Genomic DNA, 13,890 nt, shown 5'->3' on the forward strand with positions numbered 1-13,890 from the left:
ACCGAACCGAGCGCGGATCGAGATTCAGTTCGCCGGGTCGTCCCCGGATTCGGTGTGCGCGCGGGGACCGCCGGCCACTTGGTCCGCCAGTTCCAGCCCGGCACCGGCGTAGACGTTGAAGGCGATGCCGACGCCGTGCTCCTTGGCCCAGGCGACCTCGTCGTCGTAGCGGGCGACGGCGGCCACCGTGCCGCTGAAACCCGACTCGCGAAGGCATTCCAGTGCGGTCACGTTCGCGCCGTGGCGCGGCATGGCGAGCACGGCGATGCGCACGGAGTCGGAGTGCCGCAGCTGATTCCAGAAGTCCAGGTCGGTGGCGTCGCCCTCGATGACGCGCAGATCGTCGGCCTTGAGCCGCTCAATCCGGTTCCCGTCGTAGTCGACGCCGACAACCCGCAGCCCGTAGTGCTCGGTCAGGCGTTGGTAGGCGGCGAAACCGACTCGGCCCATCCCGATCACCACGACTTCGGCGTCGCCGGCGTCGGCGGGGCGCTCCTCGGTATGCAGGGTGGTTTCGTCCTGGGCGGGCAGTCGCGTCGCGATCTTCTCCACCATGATGTGGCCGCGGCCGTTGATCAGCGCCGACACCACAAAACTGAGGGCCACCGCGATCGACATCTCGACCAGCCAGGCCGGGCCCAACAACCCGGCCGACACCCCGATCGACACCACGATCAAGCCGAACTCCGAGTAGTTCATCAGGCTCAACCCGGCGAGCAGCGCGGTGCGATAGCGCAATCGCATCATCACCAGCAGCCCCACGAACCAGGCTGCCTTGAACGGCAGCAGCACCACCATCAGCAGCGCGACGCCGATGCTCGGCAGGTCCGGCAGGCCGGTCAGACCGATCGACACGAAAAACCCGACCAGAAGCAGCTCCTTGATGTGGAACAGCGACCGCGCGAGCTCGGAGGACGCCGGGTGCGAGGCCAGCAGTATCCCGATGATGAGGGCTCCCAGGTCGCCTTTGATCCCGACCGCGGAGAACAAGGCGTAGCCAGGCACCAACGCCATCACGATGCCGAACAACGACTGCATCTCACCGTGCCCGAGTCGGCTCCAGATCCTGCGCAGAACCCGGGTCAGCGGCCACAGGCCGACCAGCGCGAGCGCCCACGGGCTGGGCAGATGACCGCTGGTGGCGGTCAGGAACACCACCGCGATGATGTCCTGCATCACCAGGATGCCGATGGCAACCCGCCCGTAGAGCGCGTGCGTCTCACCTCTCTCTTCCAGCACCTTCACCACGAAGACCGTGCTGGAAAAGGACAGTGCGAACGCAAGAAGGGCGATCGTCTGGAGGCTCTGCCCGGCCAACATTGCCGCGCCGGCGACGGCGGCCAGCCACAGTGCACAACCACCGAGGACGACGCTGATGACCATGTGCGCCGACGTCGTCAACCACACCTCGCGGCGCAGCAGGATGCGCACGTTGAGCTTGAGTCCGATCGCGAACAGCAGCATGGTGACACCGAGGTCGGCCAGCACCTCCAGCTGTGGCAACTCCTCGACGTCCAGGGCATTGATGACGAAACCGGCGGCCAGGAAACCCACCAGCGGCGGCAGGCGGATCGCCATGGCGAGGCCGCCGAGGCCGAAGGTGACCACGAGATAGATGGCGACAACCGTCATGAGCGGTCGCCTCGCTGCTGGCACGACATGGCATGACCGTAAAGGGTCTCGCGCGATGTCGCGCACCGCGCGAGACCGGGCCTTGGGCGACCGCGCTCGAAATCTGTGTGACGGGCGCCTCGGCTGCGAACTATCCCGCGCCGTCAGCCGGTGGTGCCTCCGGTGTCACGGTCTGCGTCTCGGTCTGGGTTTCGGTGACCGTGCTGGTGCTCGTGCTGACCGACGTGCTCGGCGTGGTGGTCGTCGTGGTCGTGGTGGTGGTCGTCGACGGGGTGGTGGTCGTCGTCGTGGTCGTCGGCGCGGTGGTCGTGGTGGTCTCCGGGGTGGCCGTCACCGTTTCGGTCGGCACCGGCGCCACCGCCGACGTGGTCGCCGCCTCCGAGGACGACGTGGTCGACGACGTCGTCGTGCTGGTGGACGGCGACGAGTCACCGCTCAGCGCGTTGACGATGCCCCAGATCGCACCGACCAGCACCAGCGCGGCGATCGCGCCGATGACCACCAGCGCCGCGGGTTTGCGGTACCAGGGCTGCGGCGGCTCGGGTGGTTCGCCGCCGCCGGCGTAGGGATCGGCCGCCTCATACGGCTGGGTGTAGTCGCTGTAGTTCGCGGCGTACTGGGTGGGTTCGTCGTCGTCGGAGTAGTAGCCGCCAGGTCCGTTGTTCGCCATAGTGCTTCGACCGTACGACGTTCGGATGACGAATTCGGGTAACGCGCCGGGCGTGCGTGAAACGGCTCAGCCCTCGCGGCGTGCCTTGGCCCGACGTTTGCCCTCGTGCATGGCGGCGACCCGGGCGACCGGGATGGTGTGGCCCTGCTCGATCAGATCGTCGGGCAGCCGTTGCGGCGCCGGCATCGCCTCGGCCCACGGGTCGCGGTCACCGAGGCGCTCCAGCGCGGTGTGCACGGTGAAGTCCGACGGGTGTACGTCGCCGAGTTCGGACCAGGAAAGCGGGAAGGACACCGTGGTGCATGGCTTTCCCCCGTCGCTTCCCTCGCCCCGACCCCGCAGCCGCGGGCTGTACGCCGCCGCCACTGTGGCCCCGCCGGAGCGGGTGGCGTCGACGAACACCTTGCCGGCCCGGTCCTCGACGATGAAAGCCGTTGTCGCGATGGCCGGATCGAGCGCCTCGGCGCGGGCGGCCAGCGCCCGGGTCGCCGCGGCCACGTCATCGCCGGAACAGAAGTCGTCGACGGGCACGAAGATGTGCAGCCCGCGCGAGCCGCTGGTCTTCACCGCGCCCGTCAGCCCGCAGTCGGCCAGCGCCTGGCGCACCAGCTCGGCCACCGCGACCACCGCGGCGAAGTCCTCGGCGTCGGGCGGATCCAGGTCCAGGATCAGGTGGGTCGGTTGGTAGATGTTGTCGGCCAGGCCGAGCGCGGGGTGGTATTCGACGGCGCGCTGATTGGCCAGCCACAGCAGGGTGCGGCGGTCATCGCACAGCGCGTAGTGGACTTCGCGGTGCGAGGCCTCGGCCCAGATCGGCACGGTGCGCACCCAGTCCGGTGTGTATTTGGGCACGTTCTTCTGCATGAAGGGCGCGCGCCCGCGCAGCACCCGCAGCACGGTCAGCGGCCGGCCGGTCAGCACCGGCAGGATCCGGTCGGCGACCGCGTCCAGGTAGTCGACCAGGTCACGCTTGGTGGTCCCGGCGTCGGGACCCAGCGGCTGATCCAGGTTGGTCAGCTCGACGCCGGCTCGCTGCTCGTCCGCGGTCATGGCTCCACCATAGGATCGTGGGATGACTGTCGTCCTGGCCGTGAAGTGCGCCAACGGGATCGTGTTGGCGTCGGATTCCCAGATCACCGATCCGGGCCGCGGCCTGACCTTCCCCGCGCAGAAGCTGCACCCGCTGGGGCAGTCCGCGGCCTGGGGCGGCAGCGGCTCCCGGGCGGTGCTCTACGACGTCGAGCAGTTGTTCACCGAGGAAGCCGAGGCCATCGTGGAGGCCAAGGACATCGGGCACGCCATCCAGGCCCGGGTCCGGCCGATCCTGGAGCATCACTACGAGAACTTCATCGCGCACGTGCCCGGCCAGGACAAGGCCGGCACCCCGGCCACCTACATCCTGGCCGCCGGCTATGTCGGGGACCGGCCGTTCATCATCGATCTGGACCCGAACGCGCTGCTCGGTCATCACGAGGAGACCGGTTTCCAGGCGGTCGGCAGTGGCGCGCCCATGGCGCAGCAGGCGCACGCGTTGCTCACCCATTTCCAGATGCCCGATCGCGATGTGGACTACGGCGTGGTCGCGGCCCTGCGGGTGCTCGATGCGCTGGACGCCTCGTCGTCGAGTGTCGGCGGGCCGATGGATCTGTGCCGGATCACCCCGGGTGAGGGCGCTCAGCACCTGACGCCCAAACAGGTCGACGCGGTCCGCAAGGACGTGGCCCGGTGGGTGAAGCTCAAGCAGCAGGCGCTCGACGACCTGTTCGGCTGAGTCTGTGAAGTTGCTGTCAATCCGGCGCATCGGTTGGCAATTGTTAACTTAGCTACGTAAATTACGCCCGACAGCGATTCTGTAATCCCGACGGGCCACAAATGAAGACCACCACCGATCGATCCAGGATCGCGCATCTCATCCGGGTGCTCTCGGTACCCATCGTGCTGGGCTGGCTGGCGCTGACGGTGGCGACCAACGTGCTGGTGCCCTCGCTGGAAAAGGTCGGCGAGGCGAACACCGTCGGGCTCAGCGCCCGGGACGCGCCGGCGATGATCTCGATGCGCCAGATCGGCGCCAACTTCGAGGAGTTCGACTCCGACAGCAACGCCATGGTGGTGCTGGAGGGCGATCAGCCGCTCGGCGCCGAAGCCCACCACTACTACGACGGCCTCATCGACAAGTTCGAGGCCGACCCCGCCCACATCCAGCACGTGGCCGACTTCTGGGGTGACACCCTGACCGCGGCCGGCGCGCAGAGCGCCGACGGCAAATCCGCCTACGTCCAGCTCTACCTGCACGGCAACCAGGGTGAGACGCTGGCCAACGAGTCGGTGGAGGCGGTCCGCGATATCGTCGCGCAGACCCCGCCGCCGCCCGGGCTGCAGGTCTTCGTCACCGGCGGCGCACCGCTGATCTCCGATCAGCACCACGCCGGCGACAAGAGCATCGCCAAGGTCACCATGATCACCCTCGGCGTCATCCTGCTGATGCTGCTGATCGTGTACCGCTCCATCGGCACCACCGTGCTGATCCTGCTCATGGTGTTCGTCGAACTCGGCGCCGCCCGCGGTGTGGTGGCATTCTTGGCCAACGCCGGGGTGATCGGGCTGTCCACCTTCGCGGTGAACCTGCTGACGCTGATGATCATCGCGGCGGGCACCGACTACGCCATCTTCGCCGTCGGCCGCTATCAGGAGGCGCGCGGTGCCGGGGAAGACCGGGAAGCCGCGTACTACAGCATGTTCGGTGGTACCGCGCATGTGGTGCTGGGGTCCGGGCTGACCATCGCCGGGGCCATGCTGTGCCTGTCGTTCACCCGGCTGCCGTACTTCCAGACCATGGGGGTGCCGTGCGCGATCGGCACCCTGGTCGCGGTGCTCGCGGCGCTGACACTGGGTCCGGCGGTCATCACGATAGGCAGCCGCTTCGGCCGGTTCGAGCCCAAACGCGCCATCCGGTCCCGGGGCTGGCGCCGCATCGGGGTCACCGTGGTGCGCTGGCCCGGACCGGTGCTGGTGGCCAGCCTGGCGCTGGCGCTCATCGGTCTGGTGACCCTGCCCGGCTACAAGACGAACTACGACGCCCGGCGCTACCTGCCGGCGGACCTGTCGGCGAATGTCGGATACGACGCCGCCGAACGGCATTTCAGCGCCGCCCGGATGAACCCCGAACTGCTGATGGTGGAGAGCGACCGCGATCTGCGCAACCCGGCCGACTTCCTGGTCATCAACAAGATCGCCAAGGGCATTCTCGCCGTCCCCGGTGTGGCGCGGGTGCAGACCATCACCCGGCCCAACGGAAAACCCATCGAGCACACCACGATTCCGTTCATGCTGAGCCAGCAGGGCGCCACCCAGACGATGAACGAGAAGTACCGCCAGGACCAGTTCGCCGACATGCTCAAGCAGGCCGACGACATGCAAACCAATATCGAGACCATGCAGCAGCTCTCGTCCGTCACCGAGCAGATGGCCGCCACCACCCACTCGATGGTGCTCAAGACCACCGACATGACGCTCGACATCGCCGAAATGCGGGATCACATCGCCGATTTCGACGACTTCCTGCGGCCCATCCGCAACTATTTCTACTGGGAACCGCACTGCTATGACATCCCGGTCTGCTGGACCATGCGGTCGGTCTTCGACACCCTGGACGGTATCGACATCCTGACCGCCGACATCCAGGAGCTGGTGCCCGACCTGCAGCGCCTGGACACGTTGCTGCCGCAGATGGTCGCGCTGATGCCGGAGAACATCCGCGTCATGGAGAACATGCGCAACTCGATGCTGACGATGTATCAGACCCAGAAGGGCATGCAGGATCAGGGCTCGGCCATGCAGGAGAACTCGACGGCCATGGGGGAGGCCTTCGACGCGTCCCGCAACGACGACACCTTCTACCTGCCGCCGGAGGCGTTCGAGAACGAGGACTTCAAGCGCGGGATGGAGAACTTCATCTCACCCGACGGAAAGTCGGTGCGGTTCATCATCAGTCATGAGGGTGACCCGGCCACCCCCGAGGGCATCGCGCACGTCGACCCCATCAAGACGGCCGCCAAGGAAGCCATCAAGGGCACCCCGCTGGAGGGCTCCAAGATCTTCCTCGCCGGCACCGCGGCCACCTACAAGGACATGCACGACGGTGCGCAGTGGGATCTCGTGATCGCCGGGATCGCCGCCGCCGCCTTGATTTTCGTGATCATGCTGCTGATCACCCGGGCCCTGGTGGCGGCCGCGGTGATCGTCGGCACCGTGTTGTTGTCGCTGGGTGCCTCCTTCGGCATGTCGGTGCTGCTGTGGCAGCACCTGATCGGGCTGGAACTGCACTGGATGGTGCTGCCCATGTCGGTGATCCTGCTGCTGGCGGTGGGCTCGGACTACAACCTGCTGCTGGTGTCCCGGTTCAAGGAGGAACTGGACGGCGGGCTCAAGACCGGCATCATCCGGGCCATGGCGGGCACCGGATCGGTGGTCACCTCGGCCGGGCTGGTGTTCGCGTTCACCATGGCCTCGTTCGCGTTCAGCGATCTGACGGTGATGGCCCAGGTCGGCACCACCATCGCGCTGGGATTGTTGTTCGACACCCTGGTCGTGCGCTCCTTCATGACACCCGCGATCGCCGCCCTGCTGGGCAAGTGGTTCTGGTGGCCGCAGGTGATCCGTACCGAGGCCTCGCAGCGCCGCCTGGCGGCGCGGGGAATCGACGTGCCCGCGTAGGCTGGGTGCATCGACAATTCCCGGCACGATCCCATCCGCGTGGCCGTGCTGGCGCCGATCGCGTGGCGGACACCGCCGCGGCACTACGGCCCGTGGGAACAGTTCGCCTCGCTGCTCACCGAGGGTCTGGTCGCCGCCGGGCATGAGGTCACCCTGTTCGCCACCGCCGACTCGCTCACCTCCGCCGAGCTGGTGTCCACCGCGGCGGGCGGCTGGTCCGAGGATTCGTCGATCGACGCCAAGGTCGCCGAATGCCTGCACATCGCGTCGGTCTTCGAACGCGCCGCCGACTTCGAGGTCATCCACAACGGATTCGACTTCCTGCCGCTCACCTACAGCGATCTGGTGCGCACACCGGTGGTCACCACCATCCACGGGTTCTCCTCGGAGCGCATCGTCCCCGTCTACCGGCGCTACAACGATCGGGGCGCCTACGTGTCGATCAGCGACGCCGACCGCCACCCCGCCCTGCGCTACGCCGCCACCATCCACCACGGCATCGACACCGACCGGTTCGCCCTACACCCGGAGCCCGGTGAGCATCTGTTGTTCTTCGGTCGCATCCACCCCGACAAGGGCACCGCCCGTGCCATCGAGGTCGCGCGGCGCTGCGGCCGTCGGCTCGACATCGCCGGAATCATCCAGGACGAGAACTACTTTCGCGAGGCCGTCGAACCCCATATCGACGGCGAGACGGTGCGCTACCTCGGTGCCGTCGACGCCGCGGGACGCGCCGAAGCGCTCGGCGGTGCGCACGCGTTGCTGCACCTCATCGACTTCGACGAGCCCTTCGGCTACAGCGTGGTGGAGGCGATGGCCTGTGGCACACCGGTGATCGCCTACAACCGGGGCTCGATGAACGAGCTCATCGAGCATGGGGTGACCGGATATCTGGTGGACGATCCGGACTCGGCGGTGGCCGCCGTCGGTGCGGTCGGCGGACTGGACCGTCCGAAGATCCGTGAGCTGACCGAGGGCCGCTTCACCATCGCGGCGATGGTCGACAAGTACGTGGACGTGTACCGCGGTGTGATCGGCGGGCGCGCGTGACGCCGTGGTGGAAGTCGGCGGTCGTCTACCAGATCTATCCGCGCAGCTTCGCCGACTCCAATGGGGACGGGATCGGGGACCTGGGCGGCATCCTGGGTCGGCTCGATCACCTCGCCGCGCTCGGGGTCGACGTCATCTGGCTGTCACCGGTCTACCGCTCGCCGCAGGCCGACAACGGTTACGACATCAGCGATTACCACGATATCGATCCGCTGTTCGGGACGCTGGCCGATATCGACACCTTGATCGCCAGGGTGCATGCGCTCGGGATGAAACTGGTGATGGACCTGGTGGTCAATCACACCTCCGCCGAGCACCCGTGGTTCACCGAATCGCGCTCCTCGCTAGATAATCCGAAGCGGGACTGGTACATCTGGCGTGATGCCCGCGACGGCGGCGAGCCGAACAACTGGGGATCGTTCTTCTCCGGGCCGGCCTGGAGTTGGGATCCCGGCACCGAACAGTTCTACCTGCACCTGTTCGACCGCACCCAACCGGACCTGAACTGGCAGAACCCCGAGGTCCGAAAGGCGGTGCAGGACATCATGGTGTGGTGGCTGGACCGCGGTGTCGACGGATTCCGGATGGACGTCATCAACTTCATCTCCAAGGTCGACGGGCTGCCCGACGCACGGCCGGTGCCGTTGCAGCGCCATGTCATCGCCTTCGACGGGTTCGCCGACGGGCCGCGCGTGCACGACTATCTGGGCGAGCTGACCCGCACCGTGTTCGGCGGCCGCGACGGCGAGTACCTCACCGTCGGTGAGATGCCCGGCGTGACGACCGAGCGGGCCCGCCTCTACACCGACCCGGCGCGCGGCGAGGTGGACATGGTGTTCCAGTTCGAGCACATGGCGATCGACCAGAGTCCCACCGACAAGTTCGAGGACCGCGGCCTGGACCTCGTGGCGCTCAAAGCCACGATGCACCGTTGGCAGGCCGCGCTCGCCGACACCGGCTGGAACAGCCTGTACTGGAGCAATCACGATCAGCCGCGGGTGGTGTCCCGGTTCGGTGATGACGATCTCGCGTACTGGGCCGCCTCGGCCAAGGCGCTGGCCACCGTGCTGCACGGGATGCGCGGCACCCCGTTCATCTATCAGGGTGAAGAACTCGGCATGACGAACCACCCGTTCCGGTACCCGCAGGACTACCGGGATCTCGAGGCGGTCAACTACTACGACGACGTCCTGGCCCGCGGCGGTGACACCGCGCAGGCGCTGGCCGGACTGGCCCGGATGAGCCGCGACAACGCCCGCACCCCCATGCAGTGGGACGCCGGCGAGCACGCGGGGTTCAGTACCGGCGAGCCGTGGCTGCCGGTCAACCCCAACCACCGCTGGTTGAACGCCGAGGTGCAAACGGCCACCACGGATTCGGTGCTCGCGCACTATCAGGCGCTGATCCGGTTGCGGCACGAGCTGCCGATCCTCGCCGAGGGCGACTTCACGCCGGTGTTCCCCGACGACCCGCAGATCTGGGCCTACACCAGAGCGACCGCGGAGCACCGTCTGTTGGTGATCGCCAACTGCGGCCGCGACACCCGCACCGTCGACATCGGCGCGGAATGGGAGGGGGCGCAGCTGCTGCTGGGCAACCTGCCCGGCACCCCGGCCGGGTCGTCGTCGCTGGAGTTGCCGGGATGGGATGCGCGCATCTATTCGATCGCCCGCCACGCTGCCGCACGCCGCCGACCGGCGTAGAGTCGAGGAATCGACGGCGTCGAGCCGGGGAATCAACTCCCGGCCCTGAGCACGCCGTCGTCTGCCACGAGTCAGAGCTACCCGTCCTGCGAACGGGGAATCGGCATGCGCGGCTGTGGTATCTCATGACCTACTGCATCGGGGTACTGCTGGAGGACGGCATCATCTTCGCGTCCGACTCGCGCACCAACGCCGGGGTCGACAACGTCGCGAAGTTCTGCAAGATGTCGGTCTTCGAGACTCCCGGTGACCGGGTGATCACCTTGCTGAGCTCGGGCAACCTGGCCGGCACCCAGGCCATCATCAGCGTGCTGCGCCAGCGCTGCGCCGACGGTCCGTCGCCCACCAATCTCCTCGGCGCCACCACCATGTTCGACGCCGCCCGGCTGGTCTCGGACGCGATGCGCGAGACCGAGCAACGCGATGCGGGCTACCTGAACAAAAACCCGACCGGTTTCAACGCCTCGTTCATCATCGGCGGTCAACTCGCAGGCGAACCGATGCGACTGTTCCGCATCTACGCCGAGGGCAACTTCATCGAGGCGGGCACCGACACCCTGTTCTTGCAGACAGGTGAGGCCAAGTATGGCAAGCCGATTCTGGACCGGGTGCTGACCCCGCAGACATCCCTGGCGGATGCGACGAAATGCGTGCTGGTGTCCTTCGATTCGACCATGCGCAGCAACCTGTCGGTGGGCATGCCGATCGACCTCATCAGCTACCAACGGGACAGCCTGTGCGTGCGGCGACGCCGATTCGACGACGGCGACCCGTATTTCACCGCGGTCAGCGAGGCCTGGAGCGAAGGCACCCGGACGGTGTTCGCCAAGCTGCCCGAAATTCGTTGGTGACCAACCGCCATGGCCCGCCTGCTGATCACCTGCGAGCACGGGGGCAACGGGGTGCCGGTGCCGTTTCGTCCGCTCTTCGTCCGGCACCAGGACCTGCTCGATACCCATCGCGGCTGGGATCCCGGTGCCCTGGTGATGGCCGAGGCGCTCGCCGCGGCGTGCCGGGCGCCGCTGGTGTCGTCGACGACGAGCCGGCTGCTCATCGACCTGAACCGTTCGCTGGGCCACCGGCACGTCTTCTCGCCGATCACCCGGGCGGCACCGGCGGCGGTTCGGGACCAGATCGTCGAGGAGCACTACCGGCCCTACCGTGACGAGGTCGAAAGCCGTGTCGCGCAGATGGTTTCCAGCGGGCAGCGGGTGATCCACCTGTCGTCGCACAGCTTCACCCCGGAGCTGGACGGCGTGGTGCGCCGGACCGACGTCGGACTGCTCTATGACCCGCGCCGGCCGGGGGAGGTCGAGACCGGTATGCGCTGGCAGCGATCATTGGCGGCGGTGGCGCCGCAGCTGCGGGTGCGGCGCAACTATCCGTACGCGGGCAAGGCCGACGGCCTGACCTCCCATCTGCGCAAGCGTTTCGCGCCGGGCGACTACGTCGGGATCGAACTGGAGATCAACCAGCGCATCGTGCTCGCCGCCGGCCGGGCCTTCAGCGAGCTACGTCGCGCGCTGATCGACTCGCTGCACGCGGTCACCGACCCCGAACTGCACCGCGAAAGAACAGGCAGGACACCATGAAAATTCATGTCGGCTTCGAGATGATCTTCGACTGCCCCCAGCCCACCCCGATGATCTTCAACCTCAACGTCCACTTCACCCGTGTCTCCGACCTGATCGGCCGCGACGTACTGGTGGTCGACCCGGCCGTCCCGATGAAGGCCTACCGCGACGATTTCGGCAACTGGTGCACCCGGATCGTCGCGCCGGCCGGACGCACCCGGGTCTCGGCGGACTCGATGGTCAACGACAGCGGGCTGCCGGATGTCCTGGTCCCCGGGGCGCAGCAGGTGCCGGTGCCGGACCTGCCCGACGAGACGCTCATCTTCCTGCTGGGCAGCCGGTACTGCGATACCGATCGGCTGTCGCAGACGGCGTGGGATCTGTTCGGGCAGACACCGCCGGGCTGGGACAGGGTGCAGGCGATCTGTGATTACGTGCATCGGCACATCACGTTCGACTATCAGCGCGCGGACAGCACGCGCACGGCGCTGGAGGCGTTCACCGGGCGGGTCGGCGTGTGCCGCGATTACACGCACCTGGCGGTGGCGTTCTGCCGCTGCATGAACATCCCGACCCGCTACTGCACCGGTTACCTGGGCGATATCGGCATGCCGCCACCGTACGGTCCGATGGATTTCGCCGCCTGGTTCGAGGTCTACCTCGGCGGGCAATGGCACACCTTCGATGCGCGCAACAACATGCCGCGCATCGGCCGGGTGCTGATCGCGCGGGGCCGCGATGCCGGCGATGTCGCGCTGAGCAATGCGTTCGGGGCGAACACGCTGTCGAGTTTCCGGGTGTGGACCGACGAGGTGGCCTGAGTTCGCGCTACCTGCCAGGACCTGTGTTATGGCGTCTGCGTCAATTATGCTCGAAGGCTATGCCCGAAACCTCGTACGCGCCATGCGGCGAGTTGAGCCTGGCGTATCAGATCTTCGGCGCCGGACCGGTCGAGCTTGTCTTCGTCGGACCGATGGTCAGCCATATCGAACTGTTCTGGACCATGCCCGAATTCAAGTCGTTCTTCGATCAGCTGGCCGCATTCTGCCGCGTCGTGCTGTTCGACAAAGCCGGTGTCGGACTGTCGGATCCGGTGCCCCGGGTGCGCACCCTCGATGACCGGGTGACCGAGATCGAGGCCGTCCTGGATGCCGCCGGTTTCTCCCGGGCGGCGATCTTCGGGATGAGCGAGGGCGGCGCCCAGGCCGTCTACTTCGCGGCCAAGCGGCCCCAGCGCACCCGGGCGCTGATTATCTACGGCTCCTTCGCCTACCTGTCCGGTGGCGGATGGGACGAGGTGCTGGGCGACCCGGAGGCGCTGTCGGCGCACCTGGTCGGCGAGCTGGGCGCGAAGTACACGCCGTCGCTGGAGCAGATCCGGCGGATCCAGGCCTTCGCGCGCGCCGCCCGCTCGCAGTGGGGCAGCGGCGCGAGCGCGATGGCGTTGACACCGTCGGTGCGCTCGCTGCGCCAGCTCGCCATGTTCGAGCGGATGGCTTCGAGCCCCGGAATGGCGCGTGCCACAATGGAATCCAACTTCCACATCGATCTGCGGCCGGTGCTGCCCACGCTCCGCGTGCCCACCCTGGTCGCGCATGCCCGCGGCGACGGCGTGCCGGTGCAGTGCGGCCGGTACCTGGCCGACCACATTCCCGGCGCGAAATACCTCGAGGTCGACGGTGTGGACCACGCGCCGTGGCTGACCGAACCGGACACCATCCTGACCGGGATCGAGGAACTCCTCACCGGCGGCCACGGGGCGGCGCCACCCGCGCACCGGGCCCTGCGCACCGTCCTGTTCACCGATATCGTCTCCTCGACGCAACACGCCGCCACCGCGGGCGATGAGCGGTGGCGGGCGGTCATCGAGCGTTTCGGTGAGATCAACGCCGAGCGCGTGCAGCGGTTCGGGGGCGCCGTCGTCAAGAGCACCGGCGACGGTCACCTCGCGACGTTCGACGGCCCGACGCAGGCCATCCACTGTGCCGAGGCCCTGCACGCGGAAGCCGAAATGCTGGGCTTCGAGATCCGGGTCGGCATCCACACCGGTGAGTGCGAACTGCTGGATGCCGACATCGCCGGCATCGCCGTGCACATCGCCGCCCGGATCATGGGGCAGGCCGGCGCCGGCGAGATCGTCGTCTCCCGCACCGTGCGTGACCTGGTCGTGGGTTCGGGGAAGAGCTTCACCGATCGCGGCAGCGTCGAGTTGCGTGGTGTGCCCGGTAGTTGGCAACTGCTCGCGGTCGACCGGCATGGTGCCCGGTCGGATTCGGCGGAGGCGCACCTGGCGTCGACACCGACGCCCGGGCCGCGGGCCACCATGCACCGCACCGACCGCGCCGTGGAGGTACTGGCGAGGCGCACGCCGTGGATGCTGCGCGGGGTGGCGCGGCTGTCTCCGATATCCGGGCGCGGCCCGAAAACCGGCTGACCGGCGGCAAGAACATTCTCGGTTGCTGCGGCAGCCCCGTAGAGTGGCGGCATACCCGTCCTGGGCAGCCCTTTCGCTGGGACGTGTTTGAGCAACGCTGGAGCTGGGAATGGT

Annotated in this window: 11 protein-coding genes; 8 read left to right on the forward strand and 3 right to left on the reverse strand. The window is 67.5% G+C overall.

What is annotated here, in order from left to right; all coding sequences use genetic code 11:
* Window positions 1-24: 24 nt before the first annotated feature.
* From C6A86_RS08495 to C6A86_RS08505, 3 genes are all read right to left on the reverse strand, one after another.
* Entirely contained in the window at window positions 25-1,632 is a 1,608-nt protein-coding gene (locus C6A86_RS08495) for a cation:proton antiporter family protein (RefSeq protein WP_105363319.1), read from the reverse strand.
* Window positions 1,633-1,762: 130 nt separating this feature from the next.
* The gene (locus C6A86_RS08500; RefSeq protein WP_105363320.1) at window positions 1,763-2,302 is read right to left on the reverse strand and encodes a hypothetical protein; all 540 of its coding nucleotides are present in this window, start codon (window positions 2,300-2,302) and stop codon (window positions 1,763-1,765) included.
* 66 nt (window positions 2,303-2,368) lie between these two features.
* A complete protein-coding gene (locus tag C6A86_RS08505) occupies window positions 2,369-3,352 on the reverse strand; it encodes a DNA polymerase domain-containing protein (RefSeq protein WP_105363321.1) in 984 nt (327 codons plus the stop codon).
* A 22-nt stretch (window positions 3,353-3,374) separates the two neighbouring features.
* On the opposite strand from C6A86_RS08505, the gene C6A86_RS08510 reads away from it, so the two are divergent.
* The 8 genes from C6A86_RS08510 (at window position 3,375) to C6A86_RS08545 (ending at window position 13,776) form a co-directional block, all read left to right on the forward strand.
* Window positions 3,375-4,073 (forward strand): proteasome protein, encoded by a 699-nt coding sequence (locus C6A86_RS08510; RefSeq protein ID WP_311101081.1) that lies wholly within the window; start codon window positions 3,375-3,377, stop codon window positions 4,071-4,073.
* 101 nt (window positions 4,074-4,174) lie between these two features.
* The gene (locus C6A86_RS08515; RefSeq protein WP_311101082.1) at window positions 4,175-7,015 is read left to right on the forward strand and encodes an MMPL family transporter; all 2,841 of its coding nucleotides are present in this window, start codon (window positions 4,175-4,177) and stop codon (window positions 7,013-7,015) included.
* Window positions 7,016-7,054: 39 nt separating this feature from the next.
* Window positions 7,055-8,065: a glycosyltransferase family 4 protein gene (locus tag C6A86_RS08520; RefSeq protein ID WP_233213026.1), complete on the forward strand. Its 1,011-nt coding sequence runs from the start codon at window positions 7,055-7,057 to the stop codon at window positions 8,063-8,065.
* A complete protein-coding gene (locus C6A86_RS08525) occupies window positions 8,062-9,768 on the forward strand; it encodes an alpha-glucosidase (protein ID WP_105363604.1) in 1,707 nt (568 codons plus the stop codon). Before C6A86_RS08520 ends, C6A86_RS08525 begins: the two co-directional genes overlap by 4 nt.
* 125 nt (window positions 9,769-9,893) lie before the next feature.
* Window positions 9,894-10,619, forward strand: coding sequence for a peptidase (locus tag C6A86_RS08530; protein WP_105363603.1), 726 nt, complete (start codon window positions 9,894-9,896; stop codon window positions 10,617-10,619).
* Between the two features lie 9 nt (window positions 10,620-10,628).
* Complete coding sequence (locus C6A86_RS08535; RefSeq protein ID WP_105363602.1) at window positions 10,629-11,360, forward strand: N-formylglutamate amidohydrolase; 732 nt, start codon at window positions 10,629-10,631, stop codon at window positions 11,358-11,360.
* Window positions 11,357-12,163 (forward strand): transglutaminase family protein, encoded by an 807-nt coding sequence (locus C6A86_RS08540; RefSeq protein WP_105363601.1) that lies wholly within the window; start codon window positions 11,357-11,359, stop codon window positions 12,161-12,163. Before C6A86_RS08535 ends, C6A86_RS08540 begins: the two co-directional genes overlap by 4 nt.
* Before the next feature lie 59 nt (window positions 12,164-12,222).
* Entirely contained in the window at window positions 12,223-13,776 is a 1,554-nt protein-coding gene (locus tag C6A86_RS08545; RefSeq protein ID WP_105363600.1) for an adenylate/guanylate cyclase domain-containing protein, read from the forward strand.
* The last annotated feature ends 114 nt before the right edge of the window (window positions 13,777-13,890 follow it).

This window comes from Mycobacterium sp. ITM-2016-00316 (assembly GCF_002968335.2).
Lineage (GTDB): Bacteria > Actinomycetota > Actinomycetes > Mycobacteriales > Mycobacteriaceae > Mycobacterium.

Bases quoted from the DNA above. Each gene is read 5' to 3' on its own strand.
- C6A86_RS08495 (WP_105363319.1), bottom strand. From the start codon at position 1,632: ATGACGGTTGTCGCCATCTATCTCGTGGTCACCTTCGGCCTCGGCGGC.
- C6A86_RS08500 (WP_105363320.1), bottom strand. From the start codon at position 2,302: ATGGCGAACAACGGACCTGGCGGCTACTACTCCGACGACGACGAACCC.
- C6A86_RS08505 (WP_105363321.1), bottom strand. From the start codon at position 3,352: ATGACCGCGGACGAGCAGCGAGCCGGCGTCGAGCTGACCAACCTGGAT.
- C6A86_RS08510 (WP_311101081.1), top strand. From the start codon at position 3,375: ATGACTGTCGTCCTGGCCGTGAAGTGCGCCAACGGGATCGTGTTGGCG.
- C6A86_RS08515 (WP_311101082.1), top strand. From the start codon at position 4,175: ATGAAGACCACCACCGATCGATCCAGGATCGCGCATCTCATCCGGGTG.
- C6A86_RS08530 (WP_105363603.1), top strand. From the start codon at position 9,894: ATGACCTACTGCATCGGGGTACTGCTGGAGGACGGCATCATCTTCGCG.
- C6A86_RS08535 (WP_105363602.1), top strand. From the start codon at position 10,629: ATGGCCCGCCTGCTGATCACCTGCGAGCACGGGGGCAACGGGGTGCCG.
- C6A86_RS08540 (WP_105363601.1), top strand. From the start codon at position 11,357: ATGAAAATTCATGTCGGCTTCGAGATGATCTTCGACTGCCCCCAGCCC.
- C6A86_RS08545 (WP_105363600.1), top strand. From the start codon at position 12,223: ATGCCCGAAACCTCGTACGCGCCATGCGGCGAGTTGAGCCTGGCGTAT.